Consider the following 26,642-nt stretch of genomic DNA (forward strand, 5'->3'; position numbering starts at 1 on the left):
GATTTAATGAAAGTTTTTCGCTCGCACGCACTTGTCTGCGGTGGTACCGGGTGCCACGCATCGGGCAGTATTGCCGTCAAGAAAGCCCTTATCGACGAGCTCAATAAGCGCAACCTGTCGGAAGAAATCAAGGTCGTGGAAACAGGCTGCAACGGATTCTGCGCCATGGGGCCCATCATGGTCGTCTACCCCGAGGGTATCATCTATATGCAAATCAAGACGGAGGATGTCCCTGAACTCGTCGAAGAGCATTTTATCAAGGGACGCCCCGTGGAAAGACTCTTCTTCAAGGAACCGGGCAAGGAAGAGGGAATTCCCTCCATGCAGGACATTCCTTTCTTTGCCCTCCAGGATCTCCGCGTTCTGCGTAACCGCGGCCTCATCGACCCGGAAAACATCGAGGAGTATATCGCCCGGGACGGTTATGCCGGCATGGCCAAGGCCCTCACGGAACTGACGCCCGAACAGATCGTACAGGAAGTCCTCACATCCGGTCTGCGCGGCCGCGGCGGCGGAGGATTCCCGACGGGGCTCAAGTGGCAGTTCGCCCAGCGCTTCACAGGGGACACAAAGTATGTTCTCTGCAACGCCGATGAGGGAGATCCCGGGGCGTTCATGGACCGCAGCGTTCTGGAGGCGGACCCCCACGCCGTTCTTGAGGGCATGGTGATCGCCGCCAAGGCGATCGGATCGAACAAGGGTTACATATACTGCCGCGCCGAATATCCCCTTGCCATCCAGCGCCTTAACGTGGCCCTTGCGCAGGCCCGCGAAATGGGCCTTCTGGGCAACAACATCCTGGATACCGGCTTTGATTTCGACATCGAGATCTACCAGGGCGCCGGCGCTTTCGTCTGCGGCGAGGAAACAGCCCTGATGACCTCCATCGAGGGCAAGCGCGGCATGCCGCGTCCGAGACCGCCCTTCCCCGCCGAGGCCGGCCTTTGGGGAAAACCCAGCGTGCTCAACAACGTGGAAACGCTGGCTAATATCGGCCAGATCGTTCTGCGGGGCGGCGAATGGTACGCCAACGTGGGTACGGAAAAGTCCAAGGGGACGAAGGTTTTTGCGCTCACCGGCGACGTCAACAATGTGGGTCTCGTGGAAGTTCCCATGGGCACAACCTTGGGAACCATCATCTATGACATCGGCAACGGGATCCCCGGCGGCAAGAAATTCAAGGCCGCACAGCTCGGCGGTCCTTCCGGCGGCTGCATTCCCATCCAGCACCTCAACGCGTCCGTCGATTATGAGAAGGTGGCCGAACTGGGCGCCATCATGGGATCCGGCGGACTTATCGTCATGAACGAAGACAAGTGCGCCGTCGACATGGCGCGTTTCTTCATGGATTTCTGCAAGGAAGAATCCTGCGGGAAGTGCACTCCCTGCCGCGAAGGCACAAAGAGGATGCTCGAAATTCTCACCAACATCTGCAATGGAAAAGGGAAGGAAGGGGACATCGAACTTCTCGAGGAAATGGCCTACACGGTCAAGGATGCCGCCCTGTGCGGTCTGGGCCAGACGGCCCCCAATCCCCTGCTTTCCACCCTCAGGTATTTCCGGGATGAGTATGAGGAGCACATCCGCGACAAAAAATGCCGCGCCGCTGTCTGTACAGCTCTTTTCAAGTCACCCTGCCAGCATACCTGTCCGATCGAGATGGACATTCCTTCCTACATTGCGCTCGTTCGCGCCGACCGGGTGGAGGATGCCTACAAGGTGCTGCTGAAAACAAACCCCTTCCCCTCAGCCTGCGGCCGCGTCTGCGACCACCAGTGCATGACCAAATGCCGCCGGGGGACCCTGGATGAACCCGTTTCCATCAAGTACCTGAAGCGATACATTACGGATCAGGCACCTCGGCCTGACATCAAGCCTGTCAGCGTGACACGGAAGGAAAAGATCGCCGTGATCGGGGCAGGCCCTGCCGGCCTGACCTGCGCCAGGGACCTTGCGCTGCGCGGTTACAGCGTCAAGGTATTTGAAGAGCTTCCCACTCCGGGCGGCATGCTCAGCTGGGGTATCCCCTCCTACCGGCTGCCCCGGGAAATTCTGAACAGGGAAATCGATGACATCCGGAAACTTGGAGTAGCTATTCAGTGCGGCGTTCGAGTCGGACGCGACATCTCCTGGGATGACGTGAACAGAGACTTTGATGTCGTTTACCTTGCACCGGGCGCCCACAAGAGCCAGAGAATGGGCATCGAGGGCGAGGACCTCAAGGGCGTCTGGGGCGGTGTTGAGTTCCTGCGCGATTTCAACATGAACGAAGCGGCCTGGACAAGCAGCCAGAAATCGCTGGGCGACCGGGTCGCCGTCATCGGCGGCGGCAATTCCGCCATCGACGCGGCGCGCACGGCACTGAGGCTCGGGGCTGACGTCACCATCCTCTATCGTCGCCTTCGGGAGGATATGCCCGCCGCCAAGGAGGAAATCGAAGCGGCCGAACACGAAGGAATCAAAATTGAGTACCTCGTCGCGCCTGTGCGGGTGATCGGATCAGACGGACAGACCACGGCGATCGAGTGCCAGAGGATGACCCTTGGGGATTTCGACTCCAGTGGACGCAAGCGCCCTGTCGTGATCGAGGGGTCCAATTTCACCCTTGCCGTGAACACCGTCATCGCCGCAATCGGCCAGACGCCTGATCTGACCTTTGTTCCCGAGGGAAGCAACGTTTCCGTCAACAAATGGTCCTGTTTCGATGTAGCAGGCAACGGGTTCCGCTCCGGAACGACAAACCCGAAGTTTTTCGCCGGCGGGGACGCTGTCACAGGCCCCAGCACGGTCATCAAGGCAATCGCGGCAGGACACCAGGCCGCCGACGATATCGATGCCTCCATCCGGAAGAAGAATGGCGAACCGGCCTGGACGCCCCCGCCGGAAGAAGAAATCTCCATCCCCTTCGTCATGGATGAAGAAACGGTGGAATGCCCCATGGCAGCGATGCCTGAGATGGAATCATCTCTCCGGAAGTCGAATTTCCTGGAGGTCGAACTCGGATATGCCCGGGAGATCGCCATGAAAGAGGCGACCCGGTGCCTGCGCTGTGATGTGGAGCTCTGATCCTGAAATTTTAATGTTTCAGCACTCCCTGCAGGAATGAGCCAAAGGGCCTGCCTGCAGGGAGCGTCCCTTGATAGGAGAATAAAATTGTATGGATTCCAATGAAATGTTAAACGTTACGATAGACAACCAAAGTGTGCAAGTTGAACCTGGAACAACCATCCTGCAGGCGGCAAAGAAGCTGGGGATCAGGATTCCTACCCTTTGCGCCTACCAGGAGCTGGATCATTTTCCGGGCGCTTGCCGCGTCTGCGTCACGGAAGTCGACGGGATGAGAAGCCTTGTGGCTTCTTGTGTTTACCCGGTAGCGAACAACATGGTCGTGCGGACGAACACGGAGCGCGTGAGAACGGCGCGCCGCATGGTCGTCGAACTGCTTCTGTCCAATCATCCCACGGAATGCAACCACTGCGTCCGCAACGGAAATTGCGATCTTCAGAAGGTGGCCGAAATTACGGGAGTGAGGGAAGTGCGCTTCCCATACCCGGAATACCAGAGGGAAAGCATGATAGACATGTCGAGCCCATCCATTGTGCGCGACAGCCGCAAGTGCATCCAGTGCCACCGATGCGTCGCCGTTTGCGATAAGGTCCAGACCGTCAACGTCCTGACCCCGTCGTGGCGCGGCAGCGAAGTCAAGGTAGCGCCGGCCTTCAATCTTCCCCTGCTGGAGACCAACTGTATCGCCTGCGGGCAGTGCATCATGGTCTGCCCCGTGGGAGCCCTTTATGAGAAAGATGATGTGGATAAAGTCTGGAAGGCTCTCGAGGACCCGACAAAGCATGTCGTCGTTCAGGAGGCACCGGCAATCCGTGCGGCCCTGGGCGAGGAATTCGGAATGCCCCCCGGAAGCCTTGTAACTGGAAAAATGATCGCGGCCCTGAGGCGTCTTGGATTCGACAAGGTGTTCGACACGAACTTCGCTGCAGATCTCACCATTATGGAGGAGGGGACGGAGCTTCTGCACAGGGTCAAGACCGGCGGTGCCCTCCCGATGATCACCTCCTGCAGCCCAGGCTGGATCAAGTTCTGTGAACACTTCTACCCGGATCTTCTTGATCACATTTCCACCTGCAAATCGCCCCAGCAGATGTTCGGGGCCATGGCCAAGACCTATTATGCCAGGACAGCAGGAGTCGACCCGAAAGACATGGTCGTCGTCTCGATCATGCCCTGTACGGCAAAGAAGTTTGAAGCCCAGCGGCCTGAGATGTGCGCATCGGGTTACCGGGACGTGGATTACGTTCTCACGACAAGAGAACTCGGCCGGATGATCAAGGAAGCGGGCATTGACTTTGTCAATCTGCCCGATGAAACCTTCGACGCCCCCATGGGTGAGTATACCGGTGCGGCAACGATTTTCGGAGCCACGGGAGGAGTCATGGAAGCGGCGCTGAGGACCGTTTACGCCGTTGTAACGGGTGAGAACCTTCAGAGTCTCGACGTGACCCCCGTCCGCGGCCTGGATGGCGTTAAAGAAGCCGCTCTTGAGGTGGGGGAACTGGGAAAGGTCAAAGTGGCCGTTGCCCATGGAATGGCTAATGCCAGAAAAATCCTCGACAGGATCCGTTCCGGCGAGGCGGACTGGGCCTTCATCGAGTTCATGACCTGCCCCGGTGGCTGCATCGCCGGCGGCGGTGAGCCGATTCCGACGACAAACGAAATCCGTACACTGCGCTCCCAGGCGCTCTACGAAGATGACTCCGAGGTCCAGGAGCACCGGCAGTCACACGAGAACGCCTCAATCAGGAAGGCCTATGAGACCTTCCTGGGGCAGCCAAACGGAGAACTTTCACACAGGCTTCTTCACACCCACTACACAAAGCGGGGCACCGAACTTCCCCACAAGGATGTCAAGTTGGGCGGGACGGAGATGCCTGAACACCACGCAGAAAACTTGGAGCAGCGAGTTCACTGATTCCAGGAGGGGGTTTGACCGTCCGGTCAAACCCCCTTTGGTTATTGCACGACAAAACCCGGAATTTTGGGAATCTGGAAGAATGGTTTATTCTATCCCCTTATCTCTTCCTCTGCTGTCGATACGTTATTTCCGCACGCCGTACCCGCCTTTCATCCTTTTTCCCAGTTTAAGATTTCCGGTCCATGAACTGAATAAGAGAGCAAACCAGTGATCACAGCCCCGCTGACAGTTCGACAAATCCCCATGGAGTCATTTTCCAGGCTGATCCCGGTTTTTTTTGAACATGTTCAAAAGATCATCGATCTTCCCGTTTGATGGTGCTTTTTTACCTCCCGATCATTTTTTTGGTTTAACCCATCCGTATAAGAGACGTTTTTGCCAAGTTCCGCATACTCTTCAACATGTCGCACAAAATGGGTTACCGCAGCTGAAGTTGAGTTTGAGGAGCATTGTCATAGTGATTGACATCTCTAATTTCCGAGTGTTATTATAAATTAATGATAACTTTTTCTGTGAAAAGGCAATCAAATAATTCTTTGCGGGTTCCAGGCCGTTACGGTTTCCATTAAGCTTATCTAAGTAATCGCTGCATGATACAAGGAGGAGCATCATATGGTTAAAATAAGAATCACTATGAACGGCAGTGAAGTGCTTGCGCCGCAGGGCGTTACGATTCTTGATGCCGCGAAATCAGTGGGGATCAACATTCCTACACTTTGTCATCACCCAAAACTCGAACCGATCGGTGCCTGCCGAATTTGCGTCGTTGAAGTGAAGGGACAGAGAAGCCTTGTAACGTCATGCACGTTTCCGGTCTTTGAGGGCATGGAAGTCGAAACGGAATCTCCGAAAGTGGTGGCCGCCAGAAAGCTCATCCTGGACATGCTGTTTTCCGAGCGAAACCACTACTGTCCGTTCTGCGAGATGAGCGGTGATTGTGAACTGCAAAACCTCGGATATCTCTATGGAATTGATCACTGGGTCTTTCCGACTTACACCCGGGCATTCCCCGTAGATTCCACCCGAACGTATTTCTTCATGGACCAGAACCGCTGCGTGTTGTGCCAGCGCTGTGTACGGGCCTGTAATGAACTTGTTGCCAACCACACCCTCGGGCTCAGTCAGCGCGGATCCCTGGCGATGGTCAGCGCAGACGCCAACATGCCTTTTTCCCAGTCCACCTGTATTTCCTGTGGCAACTGCCTGCAGTTTTGCCCCACGGGAACCCTTACCGACCGGCGCAGCTCTTTTATGGGACGCAGCAATCAGGCGGAGCGTGTTAAGAGCATCTGCAACCGGTGCAGCATCGGTTGCGGGACATCGATCATAACGCGGGGCGGCAACGTCCTGCGCATCGAAGGTGACTGGGGCTCACCGGTAAATGGCGGATTGCTCTGCAAAAGCGGCCGTTTTGAACCGCTCTATGACGAACGAAAGCGCCTTCTCCAGCCCATGATCCGCCGTGGGAAAAAGCTTGAGACGGCAAGCTGGGAAGAAGCCATTGCAGGAATCGCCGACAAAATGGAAAATGCCAAGGCAACGGAGATAGGCTTGCTGATTTCGGGTGACGCAACCAACGAAGCGCTGTATCTAGCCAACCGCCTCTTCAAGGAAGGACTTAATGCCCAAAATGTGGGCCTCCTCTCCGGCGCATCCCCTGATTTGATGGCTCAGAAAACGGGCAACCTCAGCGACCTTTCAGGGAGCGACCTGATTCTTGTGGTTGGCGCAAATCCCGTTTCGGATCAGCCCGTCGCCTCCTTCCTGGTTAAGCGTCTCGTCGACAAAGGGACGCGGCTGATCGTAGTCGATGACGGGCAAAACGGACTGTCCCCTGTTGCCGAAACCACCCTGAACATTGAAGACATCGGGAAAGCGATCGAGATCGCCGACACCGTGAAGAAGGTGGCCGTTCTCTATGGAAAGGATGTCACCGGGCAGGCGGCGCAGGCCCTCACAAGGCTCGCCGCAAAAGCCGTTTTCGTCTCCCTTGAACCGGGCGTCAATACGCGAGCTGCCGTGGCATTCGGGATGAATAACGGCTTCCAGCCAGCCTCGGCCAAGATCCTCTACACGATGTTGGGCGAGGCGGATTGGAATGGAGGAGATATCCTGAACACATTGGATCCAGACGCCTTCGTCATCCTCCAGGCCGGTTACGCCTCCCTGCTTACCGACAGGGCCGACGTGGTGCTTCCCTCTGCGATCTGGTCGGAGCGGTCCGGCTCCCTGACCAATACCGAAGGAATTGTACAGATGGCCAACCAGGCCGTGGAGCCCGAAGGAGAAGCCAAGCCTGACTGGGAAATCCTCGCCATGCTGGGCGACAGACTGGGAAAAAACATCGGCGCATCCTTCGCTGATATCTCGGCCCGCGCCGCACAGGAATTGAAGTGAAAGGAGACTGATCCATGTCAAAGGTCAAGATTGCTACAGACTGGCTGGCCGGTTGCGCCGGATGTCACATGTCTTTTCTCGACATTGACGATCGCATCCTCAAGTTGATGGAGCTGGTGGAATTTACATCAAGCCCTATAACGGACCTGAAGCACCCTCCGAAGGAGGGTGTGACCGTGGGAATTCTCGAGGGCGCCATCTGCAATACCCATAACGTGGAAGTCGCCAAGCAGATGCGCGAGCGATGCGAGATCCTTATCGCCCTGGGCGACTGCGCCACTTTCGGGGGCATTCCCGCCATGCGTAATCTCAGCGGAACGCAGGCGACATTAAAGCGTGCCTACCTGGAGACGGAAAGCACCGTTGATGGCCTCATTCCCGACTCCCCGGAACTCGGCATCCCTCTCGATGAAGTGGTTGGTGTCGACAAGGTGGTAAAGGTTGATCTGTTCATCCCCGGGTGCCCTCCGAGTGCCGATGCGATATTCTATGCCCTGTCGGAACTGCTCGCGGGGCGCACGCCTGTTGTCCTTCCGCCCCAATACTTCAAGTATGACTAAAGGAGAACAACCATGAGCGCTCGCAAAATAACCATTGAACCCGTGACGAGAATCGAGGGCCACGGGCGTATAACGATTCATCTGAACGAACAGGGAGAGGTTGAGGAGACTTTTTTCCATGTGGACGAGTTCCGCGGATTGGAGAAGTTCACGGAAGGGCGTCCTTATCTTGAGATGCCGCAGATCACCCAGCGCATCTGCGGCATCTGCCCCGTAAGCCATCACCTGGCGGCCGCCAAGGCCTGCGATGCCGTTGCCCGGGTGGAACCGCCGCGGCCGGCAAATCTACTGCGCGAGCTGATGCACATGGGCCAGATCATCCAGTCACACGGGATGCACTTTTTCCATCTAGCGGCACCGGATCTCATCCTGGGTTTCGATGCCGATCCTGCGGAGCGCAACGTCTTCGGGATCGTCAAGGCCAACCCCGAGCTGGCGATCAAGGCCGTCAATCTGCGCCGCTATGGCCAGCAGATCATCGAAAGGCTTGGGGGAGGCAAACGTGTTCACCCCAATTTCGCTGTCCCCGGCGGGGTTAACGCACCGCTCAGTATGCAGGACCGTGACGCCATCGCCTCCGAACTTGATGACATGATTGAAATCGGAAAAATCGCCATCGGCATCGCCCGTGGCTGGCTCGAGTCCAACAAGGCCCTGGCCGACACCTTCGCTTCCTTCCCCTCCAACTACATGGGGCTTGTTGATGAGAAAGGCGGCATGCAGCTCTACGACGGTGAAATCCGCATAAAGGATGCGAAGGGGGAATACCTCGCCCAGTTTGAGGACGTTGCTTACCTTTCGCACATCGCCGAACACGTGGAACCCTGGTCTTTTCTAAAGCACCCTTATTACAGGAAGCAGGGCTTCCCCCAGGGTTTCTATCGAGTCGGCCCTCTGGGGCGCATGAATGTGATTGACGAGATCGGAACGCCCATGGCCAACGAGGAGTTCCGTCACTTCCGGACGATCAACGGCGGCAGGCCTGTCGAAGGATCCCTCTATTATCATTACGCCCGGATGATCGAAGTCCTGAGCAGTCTCGAACGTATCGGTCAGCTGCTCGACGACCCGGATATTATGTCCAGGGACGTTCGGACCTATCCGACGAAGCTGAATATTCCCGGCCAGGGAGTGGGCGTCATCGAAGCCCCCCGCGGGACCCTGATCCACGACTACAGCACCGACGAAAACGGACTCTTGACAAGGGTGAACCTCATTGTGGCCACGGGCCACAACAACTGGGCCATGCATACGGCCTCCGGAGCCGTGGCGAAGGCCTTTGTGAAAGGCAACGAACTTACGGAGGGCATGCTCAACAGGGTCGAGGCCGCCATCCGCTGCTACGATCCATGCCTTTCCTGCTCCACCCATGCGATCGGCAAGATGCCCCTCGAGGTATCGCTGATCGCTGCGGATGGAACTGTGCTGGACCGCATCGCACGTTGATGCGCAAATCATACGATGAAGAAGAGAAGCGGGGAACGGATTATTTCCCCCCTTCCCTTCTTTCGCCTTCCGAAGAGATTCCAATGAATTCAAAAAAACGAACCCTGCTGGTGGGTTTCGGCAACCTGGACCGTGCCGATGACGGGGTTGCCTTTTTCGTGGTCAATGCATTCCGGAAACGGCTGGGACAGGCGGCACTGGACGAGGGCTGCACGGGACTCGAAGATCTCGGCGGTCTTCTGGACTCCATCTTCATGGTTGAGCTGGTGCCGGAACTAATCGATCTCCTTGAAGGATACGAGCAGGTGATCTTCGTGGACGCCCATGTCGATCCTAACCTGGATGAGCTACATTGCGGCTTGGTATCGCCCGATGAGGCCGGCCTGACATTGACGCATCACATGAGCCCGGCAACCCTTCTGGCGTTTTTCAAGGCTCTCCATGGCCGTGACATCAAGGGATACCTTGTTTCGATTGTCGGCCACAACTTCGACTTTCTTCGGAAACTCTCTCCGGAAACAGACGCCCTCGTAGAGGAAGCGACAGACCGGATCCTGAGCCTGCTTGAGCGAGAGGCACCAGCCACTGCACCCGGCTGCTGAATCGCCCAACCCGTCCGTCCCCGATAAAAAGACGTTGCCTTTCCTCCCCTTTTTCTGCAATGATCAGGACGCTTTGATCGATTTAAATCCAATATCTCTTCGAGGTTCAGCGAAAATGGACACCACCCCCAAGGGAAACCGCCTCCACATTGCCCTGCTGGGGCGCACCAATGTGGGAAAATCCAGTTTTCTCAATCTGGTAGTCGGGCAGGACATCGCCATCACCTCCTCCGTGGCAGGGACCACGACGGATGTCGTGGAGAAAGCCATGGAGCTGCTACCCCTGGGTCCGGTCCTGTTTCTTGACACGGCCGGACTGGACGACGCCTCGGAACTCTCGGCACTCCGTCTCAAAAAAACGGAAAAGATTTTTGACCGGGCCGACATCGCTCTTCTGGTGACGGAACCGGACGTCTGGGGAACTTACGAAGAGGAAGTTCTGGCGGAAATGGATAAGAGAAGGGTTCCCGTGATCGTTGTGGTCAACAAGATCGATCTCCACCGGCCCTCAGACAGCTTTCTCCAAAATCTCAAGGCAAAAGTCTCTCACGTCATACCCGTCTCCAGTCTCGACACAGCCGGACGAAATGCCTTCCTGGACACCTTGAAGCGACGGCTGCTGGAAGCGGCCCCCGACGATTTTGTTCAGCCTCCGTCTCTGGTGGGGGATCTCCTTCCTCCCGGAGGGCTGGCCGTCCTCGTGGTTCCCATCGATCTGCAGGCTCCCAGGGGCCGCCTGATCCTTCCCCAGGTTCAGACGATCCGCGACGCCCTGGACAACGATGCGGCGGTTCTTGTCGTCAAGGAAAGGGAACTGCCCGCCACGCTGGCCCTGCTGAACCGGCCACCGGACATCGTCATCTGTGATTCCCAGGTGATCCTCAAGGTTTCCGCCGATGTGGCCCCGGCCATTCCCCTGACGACCTTTTCCATTCTTTTCGCCCGGCAGAAAGGGGATCTCGCTACAGCGGCTGAAGGGGTCGCTTACATTGAGAACCTGCAATCCGGGGACAAGGTCCTCATCGCCGAAGCCTGTTCCCATCACCCCCTGGAGGACGATATCGGCCGGGTCAAAATCCCCCGCTGGCTGAAGCAGTATGCGGGAGGAAATATTCAGACCGATATCTCGGCAGGACGGGATTACCCGGAAAACCTGCGGGAATACAAGTTGATCATCCACTGCGGCGCCTGCATGCTGACCCGGCGCGAAATGCTCGGCCGGCAACAGCAGGCCAGAGAGGCTGAAGTGCCGGTCACCAATTACGGACTGGCGATCTCTTTCACCCAGGGGGTCGTCCGGCGGACCCTCTCCCCCTTCCCTTCCGCCCTGCTCGCCTTTGACCGGAAAATCAAGGAGCTTCACCCCCCCTAACCGCCTGCAACCCGATGCCCCGGCTATAGCGGCGTTGTCATGCCGGGCGCTTGTCTTCCATCGCCGGGCAGGACGGATGATCTCACCCCTTTTCATTGACGGGACTCCTCGATTTTCCCATTCCGGACAAAATTAAGGAACCTTCTGATCACGTCTCGATTCCCCCTTTTTCCGGAATTTGTTCCCCTGGGTCTCGGAGCGATGATTTCCCGGCTGGTGGAGCCTTTGTACCGCTGTCTCATTTCCTGATTCCACCTTTTCTTTCAAGGCCTCCTGCTCCGATTTATTTATGTGTCAGCGTTTCCATCCTACATTTCGGAGGTGCCCCTGGTTTTTCCTTAGAAAAATATATGAGATGAATACTAGAATAATTTAAATATATCACTTATTGCAATCTGACGATCAAAAGTTTGGTACTATTATCGTGTACATTTCAACACAATCAACTTCAGGAGGTGTAAAATCGTGGCGACTCAATATGGTACAAACGGCAACGATGTGATCGATGGAACGACCGGTAATGACGCTCTTTACGGTCGGGACGGCGACGACATCATCAGTGGATATACGGGCAACGACATCCTGGGGGTGGCAACGGCAACGACACCCTGAAAGGCGGCAACGGAGACGACACCCTTTACGGCGACGGAGGCAACAACATTCTCTTTGGCGGTGTCGGAAACGATTATTTGAACGGCGGCACAGGCGATGACATCATGAGAGGTCACAACGGCAACGATACCTATGTCGTCGACAGTGCCAATGACAGGGTTTACGAGACCCTGGATGCAGGGACCGACCGGGTCCGTGCCTCTCTTGACTACACCCTGGGCGCCAATGTGGAACGCCTGTACCTGTATGGCACGGCCGTAAAAGGGACCGGCAACAGCCTTGACAACGTGATCGTCGGCAACGACCTTGCCAACACCCTGTATGGCCTGGACGGCGACGACACCCTCAGCGGCGGTGACGGAGACGACACCCTCTACGGAAACAGGGGCAAAGATTATCTGGATGGAGGCACAGGCAAGGACATCATGAGTGGTGGCGGCGGCAGAGACACCTATGTCGTCGACAGTTCGGATGATATGGTTTACGAGAACTTGATTGCGGGAAACGACAGCGTCAATGCCTATGTTGACTATCCCCTGGGTGCCAATGTGGAAAACCTGTCCCTGTATGGCACGGCCGTAAAGGGAACCGGCAACAGCCTTGACAACAGGATCGTCGGCAACGACCTTGCCAACACCCTGTATGGCCTGGACGGCGACGACTTTTTAAACGGCCGCGACGGTGACGACATCTTGAGAGACGGTGATGGAAACGATATACTTTATGGCGGGGAAGGCCGGGATCTCCTTTATGGCGGCAACGGCAACGATTATCTGTCCGCCAGTGACGGAGACGACACCCTGAAGGGACATGCCGGCAATGACATCCTGTATGGGGGGGGGTAGGCAGAGACTTCCTTTACGGCGGTGACGGCAACGACAGTTTAGTAGGAAGTGACGGCAACGATTATCTGAACGGCGGCTCAGGTCAGGACCGTTTCTTCTTCTATTGCACCGGTGAAGCCAATGCCGATAAAATTGTCGACTTCTCCCACAATGAAGGTGACTCGATCGTTTTGGGGGATTATCTGGATAAAAAATATAGTTATTCCATCCAGGGTCTTACGTTCACTGGAAACGTACTGGACGAAGCCTGCTATTTCGAAGGCGACGGCTTTAAGGGTAACGGCGCCGAAGACAGCGGAATTTATTATGATACAGCAAATGGCGACGTCTGGTACAATCCTACAACCGACAAGGGCGGAGACTCCGTCAAAATATGCACCCTGATTGGAGTTCCGGGAGAAAGAGCCTCCCTGCTGGACAACGTCGACATCACCTATTCAGCATAAGCAGTTCCAATCTCGACTCCGGGGCGCGTTCATGACGCGCCCCGCCCTGTTTCCGTTATTATCCTCCTTAAAAATCCTGATACAACCCGCAGCGCTGTCAACGATCACGGTAAACAGAAAGGCCCCAAGGCAAAAAGCCGCCGAGCCCAATGACCACCGGGTGGCTATGGATCCCATTGACAATGAACGCCTCCGAGGCGTTCCATATTCCACTTCGGAGGACGCCTCTTTTTTTCCCAGGAATAAAAAGATTAAGGGATTTGGAAGCAAAAATTAAGGGTTTCCCTGATTGAAAGCGGCCTGTAAAACGTCTAAAAGTATTACCGTGCATCATTACACAATATAAACTTCAGGAGGTATAAAATCGTGGCGACTCAATATGGAACAAACGGCAACGATGTGATCGATGGGACGACCGGAAATGACACGCTTTACGGGCTGGACGGCGACGACATCATCAGTGGATATGCGGGCAACGATATTCTAAAGGGTGGTGACGGCAACGACACCCTCAAAGGCGGCAACGGCGACGACAGCCTTTACGGCGGTGCGGGAAACGACACCCTCTTTGGCGGCGCAGGAAACGATTATTTGAGCGGCGGCGCAGGCGATGACATCATGAGAGGTCACGACGGCGACGACACCTATATCGTCGACAGTGCAAATGACATGGTTTACGAAACCCTGGATGCGGGTATAGACAGGGTCAATGCCTATGTTGACTATACCTTGGGCGCCAATGTGGAAAACCTGTATCTGTATGACACAGCCGTTAAGGGGACCGGCAACAGCCTTGACAACGAGCTCGTCGGCAACGGCAATGCCAACACCCTGTATGGCCTGGGCGGCAACGACACCCTGAGAGGCGGCAACGGCGACGACATCCTGAAGGGATATGCCGACAATGACATCCTGTATGGAGGGGCGGGCAGAGACTTCCTTTATGGCGGTGACGGAAACGACACTCTGTATGGCGAAAAGGGCAACGACTATCTGAACGGCGGGGCAGGTCAGGACCGTTTTGTCTTCAGCCACAAAGGTGAAGCCAATGCCGATAAGATTGCCGACTTTTCCCATGACGCCAGCGACACGATCGTGCTGAAGGACATCCTTGACGGTGCAACAGACGGCTCCATCGAGGGCCTTGAGTTCGATGGAACCGTACTGGATGACGACTGCTATTTCGAGGGCGACGGTTTTACGGGTAACGGAGCCGAAGACAGCGGAATTTATTATGACACGGCAAACGGGGACGTCTGGTACAATCCTACAACCGGTGAGGGCGGAGACTCCGTCAAAATATGCACCCTGATCGGAGTCCCGGGTGCAATAGCCACCCTGCTGGACAGCGCCGACATCACCTATTCAGCCTGAGCAGTTCCAATCTCGTCTGCGGGGCGCGTTCATGAACGCGCCCCGCCCCTGTTTTCCCTTTCGGCCCCTCAAAAAATCCTGAGTCCGGCGCTTAAAGCATGGTAGGTCCCGCCCGGAGCCCGTAAAGCGAAGCCAACAGGTGAAAATTCTCGAACGTCGGGAACACAGTTCCCCCATCCCTGTGCCGTCCGTAAAGGCAGGCGGCAACCCTGACCCTAGCCGGGCTGTGAGGATAGGGTCATCTCGCCAATGACCGGCTCGACGAGCGATTCCAGGTTCATAACCTTCCCCAGGCGCTTGGAATCCACAACTCCCAGGATGCAGGACGCCAATCCCAGGGCCGCGGCGGTAAGGCTGAGGGTCTGATAGAGGCAGCCCAGATCCTGCAGGATCAGGCGGTATGCAATCTTTTCGTACTTCCAGGAATTCCTTAGAAAACGGGAGGTTATAACAAGCCGGACATTGGGCAGCCCGGCCCCGTGGATTTGGTCGTGGGGATTGCTGTTCAGGTAAACGTTCAGCAACTTGCCGTCCACAGGAATGGATTCCAGACCATGGGTTTCCGGATCATAGCGCCAAGCTCCGGTTCCAAGGCCGATGCATTGGTGGATCAGGGGATAGATTTCCAGCGAATGGAGGGCGCCGCCGCTGGGTGATGGGCGTCGGGACCCCTGACAGGGACGTGAAGCGTCATCGAGGATGTCCTGACAGCGAGCCGTGGCATACAGCAACGCGCTCAGTTCCTCCAGGGAAATCGGCCGCCTGCCGGGGATTCGGCCGCTGCGGCGGCCTGCAAGCACCTCGGCAAGAGGGGTGTCCAGCAGTTCCTTGAAGTGTTCGTCAGGCTTCGGCAGCGGAAGCTCCCTCCCCCTGCAGGGTTTGAAAAGGGGTGCGGGAGGAAGCTTTTTCCTGAGCCGCCAGGTTGCGCCGATGCGGTCATCATGAAAACCGATGCTCGAGGCATGAAAAAACAACAGGTCGTGAAACTCCCAGATGGGACTGTCCGTCTTTACCTCTTCCAGAGCGTTCATGAGCTGCAAGGCCCGATAGAAGGCCATGCGGGCGGTGTCCTCTGAAGGAGGGGAAGATCCCTCCCGGATCATCTCCATGAGCCAGATCATGCAGCGTTCGTCATGGATGAGACACTTCTTACGGGAAAGGGGCATCTCCAGTAAAAGCGCATCACCAGATCGCCGCAGACAGGCGGAAGGTGAGAACCCGGGGAAGGACTCCGGCAGAGGCTCCTTCCAGGCCTGCCAGGGCGGCGCGGGTTGAAGTGAAAACAGAGCACGTCCGCCGGCTCTGCATTGAACCTGCAGAAGCCCCCGGGAAAATAACGTTTCGCAGAGAAAATAGACAACCGGCGGATTATCGGCTGATTCCGCCAGGCGGTCAATCCAGGCCTCCGTCATCCAGCCGTTCATCAGATCTTCAACAAGGGGATGGTCGGGCGCATCCAGAACGGTTACCCCGCTTCGAACGAGGGCGATTCGTCCGTTTTCCTGCCTTTCCTCCGTCAGTCCATCCCTCAGCTTCACGAAAAAAGCGGCATCATCTGTCGGGGAGGAAAACGGATTCTCGGCTTCGGTTGATTTCGCCATGGTACCTATAAGAAAAACGGAACGGAATTGAGGTCATCTTCGCCGGCGTTCTCTCCAATCCATCCAAGAGCCCTCGGGACCTCGAAAAGACGGCGGAAACCGAAACGGGGCCAGAAATGCATCAGCCCGGGGATGATCACCCGGACCACGGGAAAGCCAACATCCGGTCGGGTCAGATCCATCACCAGCATCTCCAATCCCAACTCCTGCAACAGGCGCACGGAATCTTCGATGTCATCAAGGAAATCGATGCTCTGTCCACGAGAGAAATCCGAAAGGGTCTTTGGAGGCTTATCGGGATCAGGCTTTAAAAAAGGCTCTCTGCTCAAGGGGGTGCCTTGAAACTGGAGACTGTATTCGTCTCTGTCCGCCAGCCCCCAGCACTGCCCCAATTCCCCAAGGGCCCGTTCCAGGGCGATCCGCGCATCGCGGTGGCAGCCCAGCCCCAGGGAATGAAGGCGGCCGCCAACCCCGGATTCGAAGAGGGTGGCCGAGAAGACGGGAATTCCCAGATCATGGGTCAGATCCAGCACCTCCAGCCTCATGCCCATTTCATCCATGGCCGCATTCACAGAAGCGGCAAACGGCGAGCCGATCCGGTTCAAATCCACGGAGGGTTTACGCAGCCTTTGGTACCACCACATCGCCGTGGCGTCGCGCTCGACCAGTTCGAAAAAGCCCTGCATGATCGCCTCTTCAAGGCAGTTTCCCGCAGCCACGCCGTTGCTGCAACCCCAGCAGATGTCGCCGCCTCCCTCCGCGGGATAAAAATAATAGGCAAAGGCGCTGGGAATCAGTCGCCAGCGCTTCCGCGTCAGAGACCAGGCAGACGTCCAGTCGATGGAGCGCCCTTCGTCATAGGGATCCGCCACATAAGCCGTGCTCCCCTTTTGGCGCCAGGCTTCGCGGTCCCTGTACTGCCGCTGGCTGAAGCCCATCAGGTCGCTTGGAGAAATCGCCGCGTCCCCCAGTTCCGAAAAGGTAGCTCGGACAGAGGGTTCATATCCCTCATACTGAGAACAGTAACGCTCAACGGCCTCCCCCAGAGCGCTGGCACGCGCCTGCGGGACGGTTCTCCCCTTTCCTGTGCTGAAACCTGTAGCGGTCAGACGGGAATTCCCCTCACTTCGCGCCGGCTTGCCGGCGTTTCGGACAATCCAGTCGCTGCGGACAATGTGGCCGAAGCAAGCCGGACATTTATCAAGAGACGTCAGCTGTTTCACCACACCTGTCACCGGGCTGATCAGGGAAGCATACGTCTCCAGCGTCTCCACAGCCGAACAGACCCGTTCGCCGCCGTCGCGATGATCCGCCTTGATTCTCGACTGCAGCCGCAGGGGTTCCTCCGGAAGGGAACCGAAATGAGCCCCCCCTTTGGCCAGGGTGCCGCACTCCGGACATTGGGGCCGTCTTGTGAGAAGATGCCGATCGAGTCGAAGCTCGCGGAAATTGAGGGTAAGTGCGCACCCGACCAGATCCGACACATCGCCTGCGGCGAGTTTTTCCAGTTCGACGGCAAGCACGCCCGTCACCGCTTCCAGGGAGAAAGGCGTCATTCCCACGGACAGGAGAAGGGGTTTCCGATCCTTCGCGGCAAGGATTGCTTCCCATTCCCGCCGGCGATGCCCCTTGACCCGGTCCAGGAGGCAAACCGCGCACCCTGTCTGTTCCGGAAGGAAGAGCGGCCCGATCTGCGGAACGATCCCACTGGGTTTGACGGACAGCCAGCGGAGCCCGCGCTGCAGGGCTAAGCGTCCGAACGCCTCCAGCTCCGGATCGAGGATATCGGATGTAACGGCCACATAAAGGTCATCGGGACTGAGTTCTTTCTGATAACCGTCAGGGATCCGCTCAATGTTCAGCATGTCTGAACGCGACAACAGCCCGGCAAGGTCGTCGGCGAGGGAATCCGCCCCGCCGGTGGCAAAGATCTTCACAGCCAGGGTTGAAGTCCGCCGACCGGGAGATACCGAAAATCCCTGGCTGAGAACCCCGGCCCGGAACACATCCGCAGGCGTTTCGCGCTGCCCGGAATCCTTGACGATCACCCCTTGCCGTTCGAGATGGATGAGAGTGAAAAAGACCTCCTCGGGAGAAAAACGGCTCTCAAGGGCCGAAGCGAGATCGTCTTCACCGGAAATCCCCTGCAGAATCAGGCCGATCAATTCCGAAGCCAGGGCCGAGGTAACCCTGCCTGGTCCCGCCTCATCCAGAAGAAACCAGCCGCCCTTCCCATCGGCGACCGGAACCATTCCGCGTTTGATCTTAAGATTTCCCATAATGAAAACTTATAGATATCCAGCCAGATAATCGATGTTCCGGCCGCCGTGCTGAACCAGGCCATAGGGTTTGCGGCAGCCGCCGGCGCACCGGGCGAGATAAGCACAGTGACGGCATTCCGCAGGCAGCGCTTCGGTCGATGCGCAGGACAGGATTTCCGGGCTCTTCCGGATTTCTTCGAGATTCCCGGTTTCCTTCAGCTCGCATACATCGAAGCAGGCCTGCATCCGGCCGCGGGCGCTGACGTTCAATGCCACGAAGGGGCCGCAGTCCCTCGTTCGGCCGTGAAACACACGCGCCCCAAGCTCCGTCGGCCTGACCGCGCAGAAGGGCATGGCCAGAAAGACCCCCCTGGCCTGATCGGGGTGCTTATCCATCAAATCCGCCATTTCCTCGGCAAAGGCCTGTGCATCCGGCCGCGTCCAGGGGCGGGGCAGAATCGGCGTAGATTCGTAGCGCAGCGGCATCCAGAAAAGCCGGGGAGATTTTTTTGCAAACCGGACAAACTTCTCCAATGTTCCATGCAGTTCCGGCAACAGGGGCGTTAGAAGACAGATTCGCGGCACATCAGCCTCCAGCGCCTGTTCGATGAGCCCTTCCTTTTGGTGCAGCAGGCCCAGCCCTCCAGTCATCCGGTCCAGGTGCCCGGCATCGAGCGAGGGCAGGCTGATCCGAAGGTCATCCACGACAGGGAAAAGCCTCCGGTAGAGCACGGTGTCGCCGGTGCCGTTGGTGTTCAGGATGACGGTGCGGCCGCAGAGGTGTGCATAACAGCAGAACATTTCAATCTGCGGATGCATCGTGGCCTCTCCCCCTGTAAAACGGACTCCCGGAATGCCGTTATCCACAGCCCAGTCGATCCAGCCAAGGACCTCCTGGTCCGGCATGAACGATCTGCCCTGACGGATCTCTCCCCCGAGGTAGCAGAACGTGCAGTTCAAGTTGCATGCGTCCGTGATTTCAATCTTCAGTTCGAGCGGGTTCAGAGGGGAAATCAACATGGGTTATTCATCCGATGCCATGGCGCTGGTCTGTCGATGAATCGTAAGCGGCATGCAGTCAGGCATCCCTTTAAACGCATCTGACACAGGATATCTCATCCGTTTCATCACTCATCATGGGCTTGACCAGCAGCTCTTCACCCGGTTTCAACGGCAGGACGATATACATGAGTTTATCGGTCTGCTCGAGGACCGTTACTTCAACTCCCGCCGGAACAGAAACATCATATTCGGACAAAACAGCCCTGGGGTTGGAAAGGAAACGCCCTTTGAAGGATTCGTCACTCCAGGCCCTGGCTATGATTTTCGCCATCTTTTTGTTTTGCTCTTTTTTTTCGTCTTCTTTTTTCATTTTTTCCTCGTTGCATTTATTTCTGATAATACAAAACCACCCTGTTTTCACCTCCGGAAAAGGCCTGGATAGAGTTATCAATCCGGTCCACCTGATCGCTGTCAGGAAGAACGTGAACGGTCAGATCCTGATACGCATTTGCCTGGGAAGGAATATCGGGAGGTATTGTCGAAAGAACCCATCTCCGATGGCTGCCGCCCGGGGATATCGATTCTTTTAAGAAAAAACCATATTCACATCACGGACAGTGAAAAGAAAACCTTCATCCCTGCTCTTTGTGCGCCCCTGACACCTCTATGATTTTCTCAATGACCGCTTCTTTGCATCCAAGCCGTTGCGCCAGCATGGCTATTCCTGAGAGCGAAACGGGATGCCCACGGATGATATCCGCTTTTTTCAGGGCCATTTCAGCCGAAGGTTTGGGGTTATCCGCCGGGAGGTAAATGGTGCAGTCGGGACTGACCTCCTCCAGGATGCTGTTGCTTTCAATGATCAGAAACTCCACCGTGTCGTGTTCGGAGGCAATCACCTTAAAACCGGTCCCCTTTGGATAGAAGAAACCGTCATCATAACCTGCTTTACGGGGATGATGGCCGATCTTGATTCGCACAGCTCCTGGAAGCATCCGACAAAGTGCCCGTGCAAGAGAAGTCTTTCCGACATGGGAGCGTGCACCGGAAACCACAAGAACTTTCATCTTATTTAAGACAACGTGACTGGCACGAGAACAAGATCTCCCACCAGAAAGACCGCCTGTCCGAACATGGGACGTTGTTTCAGAGCTCTCATAACAGAGAGAGCTTTCAAGGGCTGGATTCCCGCTTTCACTCATTGCATGCCGACTCAACTTTCATACGGAAAATATACCAATATTAACACATCTAAAGGCCATGACATCACGGGAAAAAAGGTCAGCGTCACGTCCCTTTCAGACTCCATGGTCCCCGGAGAGATGCCGCACTGCATGGCCTTTTAGAAGCTTTTTTCGACCCTATCACGGCGGGAATCCGAAATCAAGAATTTAAGGTTATCTTATGTTAGTATTCGTAATATTAGGTTAATTATTGAAATTCTCCTGTAAAATAAAGGGGATGGGAAGACATTCCACCTCCGGAAATGCCCATGGCCGATGCAAGATGTTCTGCTCGCCTGCAGCAATGAAATTTGTGGCAAGAGGGAAGCTTGTTTTTTGAATCTGTTTATGTTATGCCAGGCATAATATAAGTTAATCGGCGGGAGCCGGGGCTCCGTCATCAGCCTTTGCAGCCCCCAAAATCAAACGACGGAAAGGACGATGAACAATGAAAAAGTGTGTCATGAACGTGCTGTTTGCTGTGATCTGGTTTGTCTCGTGGACAGGATCCGCCCTTGCGGCTGATATCAACCTGTCCGCTGCGCTCGGTCTCAAGGATGTGGTCACTGAACTTTCATCGGAATTTGAGAAGAAAAACCGTGGAACGGCATTCCAGAGAAACTTTGCCGCCTCCGGGGCGCTGGCAAAGCAGATCGCGAACGGTGCCCCCTGTGACGTTTACTTATCCGCCAATGTGGAATGGATGAACTATCTGAAGGAAAAGATGCTGGTCGATGCCAAGACCGTTTCCAACTTTGCTTTCAGTCAACTGGTTTTCGTGGGCAAATCCAGCCTCCATTTGAAAACTCTTCAGGATGTGGTCACATTGGAGCGGATCGCCATCGGCAGCCCGAAGAGCGTTCCTGCAGGTCAATACGCCATGGAGGCGATCAAGAGCGCGAAAATAGACAGGCAGCTGGAAAACAAGCTGGTGATGGCGAAAGACGTTCGGGAATGCCTGATGTACGCTGAGCGCGGCGAAGTGGACGGCGCCTTCGTCTACAGGACGGATGCGGCACTTGCCAAGCATGCGAAGATCCTTTTCATTGTTCCCCAGAACTACTACCCAAGGGTGACGTTCCTCATGGCGCTGACCCCATCGGGCAGCAGGAAGGCCGAAGCGGCCGCATTTTACAGGTTCCTGCAATCCGACGAGGCCAAAAAAGTCCTCATCAGATATGGCTTTACAGTAAGCTGAATTCCTCATGCCCGGGTTTACGCCAACCGATTATTCGGCAATCCTGCTCTCCGTCAAGGTGGCCATCGTGGCCACTTTGATTTCTCTTCCCTTCGCTTTTGCTGTTGCCTACCTTATGACCTTCCGGAAATTCCGGGGCAGAATCGCCCTTGATGTTCTGGTGAATCTCCCCCTGACGCTGCCGCCCGTCGTGGTCGGCTACCTTCTGCTGCTTCTCCTGGGTCAGCAGGGATGGGTTGGAAGAATGATCCTTCAGCCCCTTGGCATTCAGGTGATTTTTACCTGGAAGGCGGCGGTCATTGCCACGGCGGTGGTGGGCTTTCCCCTGATGGTCCGATCGATCCGGACCGGGATGGAAACCATCGACATTCGACTGATTCAGGCCTCCCGTACCCTGGGAGCCGGCTGGTTCGACAACATCGTCACAGTGATTCTGCCCCTTTCGGTCCGGGGGATCATCGCTGGCTCCGTTCTCATGTTCGCCCGGGGGCTGGGTGAATTCGGGGCGACCATTATTGTTGCCGGGAACATTCCCGGCCTAACCCAGACCATACCGCTGGCAATCTATGAATACGTCAGTTCCCCTCGAGGCGATGAGATGGCCATGGCCCTGTGCCTCGTATCCCTCTCGCTCTCGGTAGCCGTGCTTATCTTCCATGAATGGCTGGGAAGGAAAATGATCCGGATGGACTGATATGGAATTGAGCATCGACATATCAAAAAATTTCGACCTGTTTCAGCTGAAGGCCGAATGCTCGATTGCCGGAGAGCGAATCGGCCTCTTCGGCCCCTCGGGAAGCGGAAAGTCCACCCTGGTAGGGCTCGTTGCCGGAATGATCAGACCCGACCGCGGAAAGATCCTTCTCGATGCAGAGGCACTTTTCGACAGCAGGCAGGGGATCAACGTTCCGGTGGAGCACCGGCGGATCGGGATGGTCTTTCAACGCCCCCATCTTTTTCCGCACCTGAGCGTCAGGAAAAACCTACTCTACGGCTACAAGCGCTGCACCCAGGAACACCGCCAGATTAACCTGGATAACGTGATCGGCGTCCTGCAGATCGAACATCTCCTGGAGCGGGGCGTGGGAAATCTCTCCGGTGGCGAGAGGCAAAGGGTGGCCATCGGCCGGGCAATCCTGTCCAACCCACGGCTGCTGATCATGGACGAGCCCCTCTCAGGCCTTGATGACATCCTCAAGTTTCAGATTCTTCCCTTTTTGAAAAGCGTTTCTGAGACCTTTCACATTCCGTATCTGTTCATCTCCCATTCCCTGCTCGAAATGAGAATCATGACAGACATGGTGCTCAATGTCGCCGACGGGAATGTCACCGGGCAGATGACGGCGGAGGAACTGGCGCGGAGCCGGATGGGCGCGAATGAAACCGATTACACCAATCTTCTGAAACTGAGATTATCCCGACTCATCGATGGGCTGCAGGTTTACCTCTGGGGCCAGGTTCCGCTGCTTGTTTCCGGAAAAAGCGATCTGTCCGAAGCCCTCTTCGAACTTTCCTCGACGGACATCATTCTCTTCAAACGGCATCCGGAGGCGATCAGCGCCCGGAATCTCATTGAATGCCGCGTGACCAATATCTTTGAAACGGGTCTTAGGCTGGGCGTGGAGCTGGAGTGTGGAGGAGAACGCCTGATCGCGGCGATTTCCAGGCAGGCTGCCGAGGATCTCGGCATTGTCAGGGGGATACAGATTTTTGCCGCATTCAAGGCCACGGCCTTTCGGCGGCTTGGGTAAGGCGGGACAGGATTTCAGCAGTTCAAGGCCCCGTCAGGAAACTCTTTCGGAACGGCCTTGCCGCCTCTTTCTCCCTACCGTAACCGGTGCGTCCTGCTGCTGAAGAAACGGAATCGCACCCCTGCCCCGCAGGGGAGCCACAGCCGCCGTTCTTCAAACGATAGTAACGAAATGGAATAGATATATATCGTTGAAATGAAGATGGTTCTAGAAAGAGGGGGAAAGCTGTCCTAAGGAGACAGGGCCCGCCTCAACCGGGCCAGGATCTCCTGCTTCTCCAGCAGGGAAAAGATTTTATCCAGTTCCGGACCCCGGATAGACCCTGTCAGGGCTGCCCGCACGGGCATAAAGAGCCCTTTTCCCTTGACGGACGTGATGCTGCGAAGCTGCCTCATCAGCTGGGGGTAATCGTCCGCTCCATTTCCCCCCTCCTCGACCAGCTTCAACAGGGCTTGAAGCACAGCCTGCGAGTCCTTTTCCCGGAGAAGAGCAAGGGCTTGCTCTTCGAGGGGAAATCCCTCGTTCACGAACATCGCAAGATACGGCCCGATATCGGACAGTCTGGCCAGGTTCGGCTGCACCGCCGCCACCATCCCTTCCAGCCACTGCAAGTCCATCAAAGCGGGATCATATCCTGTTTTCAGGATAAAGGGCCACAGCCGATTCTTCAGATCCTCCGACGACGCGTTATGAATGTAAAGGCTGTTGAGCCAGACCAGCTTGTCCTCGTCAAAAACGGCACCGCTCTTGCCCGCTCTGTCCAGGGAAAAAGCAGCGACAAGCTCATCCACAGAACAGACTTCCCGGCCTTCCCCGAGGGAACCGCCAAGGAGAGCCAGATAGTTGAGAAGCGCCTCGGGAAGGATCCCCTGCTCCCGGAATTCCCGCACGGAAACAGAACCGTGTCGTTTACTCAATTTCGTCCGATCCCTTCCCAGGATGAGGGCATGATGGGCAAACTGAGGCGGGGCAAACCCCAGGGCCTCATAGAGCATCAGCTGGATTGCCGTATTGGACAGATGGTCTTCCCCTCGGATCACAGTGGAAATTTCCATGAAGTGGTCATCGATGACGACGGCAAAATTGTAGGCGGGGATTCCATTGGAGCGGACGATGATGAAATCGCCGATCGCCTCCCCCTCAAATTTCATCGGTCCCCGGATCTGGTCCGGAAAAGCAATCGGTCCCGGCTGGACCTTGAACCGGTAGGCCGGCTTCCGTCCCTGGGCTTCCAGCCTTCCGCGCTCTTTCAGGGTCAGGTTTCGGCACTTTCCCAGATAGCGGGGTGCGATTTTCCTGGAAAGGAGGGCGGTTCTTTCCAGCTCCAGCTCTTCCTCGGTGCAGTAACAGGGATAAACCATTTCCTCCTGGATCAGCTTTTTCAGGAAGACGTCATAAAGGTCCAACCTGTCGCTCTGCCGATAGGGTCCCAGAAAGCCGCCTTTTTCCGGACCTTCGTCCCAGTCGAGGGTCAGCCATTTCAAATCTTCAATGAGATTGTCTTCAAAGGCTTTTGTTGTCCGCTCACGATCGGTGTCTTCAATCCTCAGGATCAGCCTGCCACCGTAGTGACGGGCATAAAGCCAGTTGAACAGGGCGGTCCGGGCATTGCCCACATGAAGATCCCCCGTCGGTGAGGGGGCAAAGCGCACTCTCGGTTTTTCTCTGCTCATCAATCCGAACTCTCTCTAACCGTTGCCACGGCCAAAACGGCAACCCCCTCCTGGCGCCCCACAAATCCCATTCCCTCATTCGTCTTGCCCTTGATGTTGATCCGACCGGGAGGCAGGTCCAGGACCTCGGCAAGACGCTCCTCCATCTCTGCGATATAAGGCCTCAGCCTTGGTCTTTCCATGATGACGGTGGAATCGATGTAGTCGATGGCAAAGCCCTTCTTTGTGACCATGTCCTTGACGATTGCCAGCAGCTTCAGACTCGATATTCCGGAAAAGGCCGGATCGGTGTCGGGAAAGTGCAGGCCGATGTCGCCCCCGGCAATGGCGCCCAGAAGAGCGTCACAGATGGCATGGGTCAGCGCATCTGCGTCGGAATGGCCTGTCAGCCCCTGATCGTGAGGAATGTTCACCCCGCCGAGGATCAATTCCCGATCGTCAGCCCATCGGTGACTGTCATACCCGCAGCCGATTCTCACGGTCTATCGTCTCCTTTGACATGCAACGCACGGCCTGGATGAAAGCCAAGGCGGTTCCGGATCATCGGAGGGCGGAAAGATCCCTCCTCAATCCTGCTTCAAGAAAGCCCCCGCCAGGACAAGATCATCGGGGGTTGTGATTTTGATGTTTCGATAACTTCCAGGAATCAATTTTACCGGAATTCCCAGGTGCTCCACGAGGCTCGCATCATCCGTCCCGTGAAAATCCTCTTCAGCAGCCTTCAGGTAGGCTTCCTGGAGAATCCGCCGACCAAAGGCCTGGGGAGTCTGCGCCAGCCAGAGCGCTTCCCGATTCAGAGTCCGGGAGATATTTCCGGCCCCGTCGCTCTGCTTTACCGTGTCCGTTACAGGAACCCCGGCAATCGCCGCACCGAACCTGAGGGCCGCGCCGATGACCTGAGAAAGCGTTTCTTCCGCAACAAAAGGGCGAACGCCATCATGAACCACAATAATGTCGCAGTCATCCCCGACCCTTGCCAGGCCGTTTCTGACCGAATCCTGCCGCTCTTTTCCCCCGGAAATCACCTCCCGGATCTTCGTCAGGCGGTAAGGTTTTTCAATGTTTTCCACGACAAAAGAACGGTCCTGTTCTGGAACAACGAGCAGAATCTCATCAATCAGTGAATGTTGCTGCAGCCGAAGCAGGGTATGAACAAGAACAGGCTTGCCATCGAGCAGAAGATACTGTTTGGGATTGCGGCTCTGCATACGCCGCCCGGAGCCTCCGGCAGGAATGATGGCGACCACTTTCGGATTCATCGGTAATCGTCCATTCTTCAATTCATCATGGTA

At 56.2% G+C, this 26,642-nt stretch carries 22 protein-coding genes; 14 read left to right on the forward strand and 8 right to left on the reverse strand.

The window, feature by feature from the left end:
• Window positions 1-6 precede the first annotated feature (6 nt).
• The 11 genes from nuoF to ACJ77P_RS11505 all read left to right on the forward strand — a co-directional run bounded on the left by nuoF (window position 7) and on the right by ACJ77P_RS11505 (window position 14,641).
• Entirely contained in the window at window positions 7-3,066 is a 3,060-nt protein-coding gene (gene nuoF, locus ACJ77P_RS11455) for an NADH-quinone oxidoreductase subunit NuoF (RefSeq protein WP_367359789.1), read from the forward strand.
• A gap of 91 nt (window positions 3,067-3,157) precedes the next feature.
• Entirely contained in the window at window positions 3,158-4,984 is a 1,827-nt protein-coding gene (locus ACJ77P_RS11460; protein WP_367359790.1) for an NADH-dependent [FeFe] hydrogenase, group A6, read from the forward strand.
• Between the two features lie 615 nt (window positions 4,985-5,599).
• Entirely contained in the window at window positions 5,600-7,384 is a 1,785-nt protein-coding gene (locus ACJ77P_RS11465) for a molybdopterin-dependent oxidoreductase (RefSeq protein ID WP_408998294.1), read from the forward strand.
• Window positions 7,385-7,398: 14 nt separating this feature from the next.
• Window positions 7,399-7,944 (forward strand): NADP oxidoreductase, encoded by a 546-nt coding sequence (locus tag ACJ77P_RS11470; protein WP_367359792.1) that lies wholly within the window; start codon window positions 7,399-7,401, stop codon window positions 7,942-7,944.
• A gap of 12 nt (window positions 7,945-7,956) precedes the next feature.
• Complete coding sequence (locus ACJ77P_RS11475) at window positions 7,957-9,390, forward strand: Ni/Fe hydrogenase subunit alpha (RefSeq protein WP_408998295.1); 1,434 nt, start codon at window positions 7,957-7,959, stop codon at window positions 9,388-9,390.
• 83 nt (window positions 9,391-9,473) lie between these two features.
• Complete coding sequence (locus tag ACJ77P_RS11480; RefSeq protein WP_367359794.1) at window positions 9,474-9,992, forward strand: hypothetical protein; 519 nt, start codon at window positions 9,474-9,476, stop codon at window positions 9,990-9,992.
• Window positions 9,993-10,107: 115 nt separating this feature from the next.
• Window positions 10,108-11,364 (forward strand): [FeFe] hydrogenase H-cluster maturation GTPase HydF, encoded by a 1,257-nt coding sequence (hydF, locus tag ACJ77P_RS11485; protein WP_408998296.1) that lies wholly within the window; start codon window positions 10,108-10,110, stop codon window positions 11,362-11,364.
• 465 nt (window positions 11,365-11,829) lie between these two features.
• A complete protein-coding gene (locus ACJ77P_RS11490; protein WP_408998297.1) occupies window positions 11,830-11,976 on the forward strand; it encodes a hypothetical protein in 147 nt (48 codons plus the stop codon).
• A complete protein-coding gene (locus ACJ77P_RS11495) occupies window positions 11,973-12,821 on the forward strand; it encodes a calcium-binding protein (RefSeq protein ID WP_408999427.1) in 849 nt (282 codons plus the stop codon). Before ACJ77P_RS11490 ends, ACJ77P_RS11495 begins: the two co-directional genes overlap by 4 nt.
• Before the next feature lie 170 nt (window positions 12,822-12,991).
• Window positions 12,992-13,267 carry a hypothetical protein gene (locus tag ACJ77P_RS11500; RefSeq protein ID WP_408998298.1) on the forward strand — a complete coding sequence of 92 codons (276 nt, stop codon included), beginning with the start codon at window positions 12,992-12,994 and terminating at the stop codon, window positions 13,265-13,267.
• A 366-nt stretch (window positions 13,268-13,633) separates the two neighbouring features.
• Window positions 13,634-14,641: a calcium-binding protein gene (locus ACJ77P_RS11505; protein WP_408998299.1), complete on the forward strand. Its 1,008-nt coding sequence runs from the start codon at window positions 13,634-13,636 to the stop codon at window positions 14,639-14,641.
• 215 nt (window positions 14,642-14,856) lie between these two features.
• Here the strand turns inward: ACJ77P_RS11505 and ACJ77P_RS11510 are convergent, their stop codons facing one another.
• The 5 genes from ACJ77P_RS11510 to ACJ77P_RS11530 form a co-directional block, all read right to left on the reverse strand.
• A complete protein-coding gene (locus ACJ77P_RS11510) occupies window positions 14,857-16,179 on the reverse strand; it encodes a SagB family peptide dehydrogenase (RefSeq protein WP_408998300.1) in 1,323 nt (440 codons plus the stop codon).
• Window positions 16,180-16,247: 68 nt separating this feature from the next.
• Window positions 16,248-18,521 (reverse strand): TOMM precursor leader peptide-binding protein, encoded by a 2,274-nt coding sequence (locus ACJ77P_RS11515; protein ID WP_408998301.1) that lies wholly within the window; start codon window positions 18,519-18,521, stop codon window positions 16,248-16,250.
• 9 nt (window positions 18,522-18,530) lie between these two features.
• Window positions 18,531-19,523 carry a radical SAM/SPASM domain-containing protein gene (locus ACJ77P_RS11520; RefSeq protein ID WP_367359799.1) on the reverse strand — a complete coding sequence of 331 codons (993 nt, stop codon included), beginning with the start codon at window positions 19,521-19,523 and terminating at the stop codon, window positions 18,531-18,533.
• A gap of 70 nt (window positions 19,524-19,593) precedes the next feature.
• Entirely contained in the window at window positions 19,594-19,875 is a 282-nt protein-coding gene (locus ACJ77P_RS11525) for an NHLP leader peptide family RiPP precursor (protein ID WP_367359800.1), read from the reverse strand.
• A gap of 262 nt (window positions 19,876-20,137) precedes the next feature.
• The gene (locus ACJ77P_RS11530; RefSeq protein WP_367359801.1) at window positions 20,138-20,485 is read right to left on the reverse strand and encodes a hypothetical protein; all 348 of its coding nucleotides are present in this window, start codon (window positions 20,483-20,485) and stop codon (window positions 20,138-20,140) included.
• A 691-nt stretch (window positions 20,486-21,176) separates the two neighbouring features.
• Here ACJ77P_RS11530 and modA point away from each other — a divergent pair.
• The 3 genes from modA to modC are packed head-to-tail and all read left to right on the forward strand — an operon-like array spanning window position 21,177 to window position 23,677.
• The gene (gene modA, locus ACJ77P_RS11535; RefSeq protein WP_408998302.1) at window positions 21,177-21,926 is read left to right on the forward strand and encodes a molybdate ABC transporter substrate-binding protein; all 750 of its coding nucleotides are present in this window, start codon (window positions 21,177-21,179) and stop codon (window positions 21,924-21,926) included.
• 7 nt (window positions 21,927-21,933) lie between these two features.
• Window positions 21,934-22,620: a molybdate ABC transporter permease subunit gene (gene modB, locus ACJ77P_RS11540; protein ID WP_367359803.1), complete on the forward strand. Its 687-nt coding sequence runs from the start codon at window positions 21,934-21,936 to the stop codon at window positions 22,618-22,620.
• Window position 22,621: 1 nt separating this feature from the next.
• Complete coding sequence (gene modC, locus ACJ77P_RS11545) at window positions 22,622-23,677, forward strand: molybdenum ABC transporter ATP-binding protein (protein ID WP_367359804.1); 1,056 nt, start codon at window positions 22,622-22,624, stop codon at window positions 23,675-23,677.
• Between the two features lie 230 nt (window positions 23,678-23,907).
• Here modC and gltX read toward each other — a convergent pair whose 3' ends face one another.
• From gltX to ispD, 3 genes are all read right to left on the reverse strand, one after another.
• Complete coding sequence (gene gltX, locus ACJ77P_RS11550; RefSeq protein ID WP_408998303.1) at window positions 23,908-25,350, reverse strand: glutamate--tRNA ligase; 1,443 nt, start codon at window positions 25,348-25,350, stop codon at window positions 23,908-23,910.
• Entirely contained in the window at window positions 25,350-25,829 is a 480-nt protein-coding gene (ispF, locus tag ACJ77P_RS11555) for a 2-C-methyl-D-erythritol 2,4-cyclodiphosphate synthase (RefSeq protein ID WP_367359806.1), read from the reverse strand. Before ispF ends, gltX begins: the two co-directional genes overlap by 1 nt.
• Before the next feature lie 87 nt (window positions 25,830-25,916).
• The gene (gene ispD / locus ACJ77P_RS11560) at window positions 25,917-26,609 is read right to left on the reverse strand and encodes a 2-C-methyl-D-erythritol 4-phosphate cytidylyltransferase (protein ID WP_367359807.1); all 693 of its coding nucleotides are present in this window, start codon (window positions 26,607-26,609) and stop codon (window positions 25,917-25,919) included.
• Window positions 26,610-26,642: the final 33 nt, after the last annotated feature.

It is taken from the genome of Syntrophus buswellii (assembly GCF_046097065.1).
Classification (GTDB): Bacteria; Desulfobacterota; Syntrophia; order Syntrophales; family Syntrophaceae; genus Syntrophus; species Syntrophus buswellii.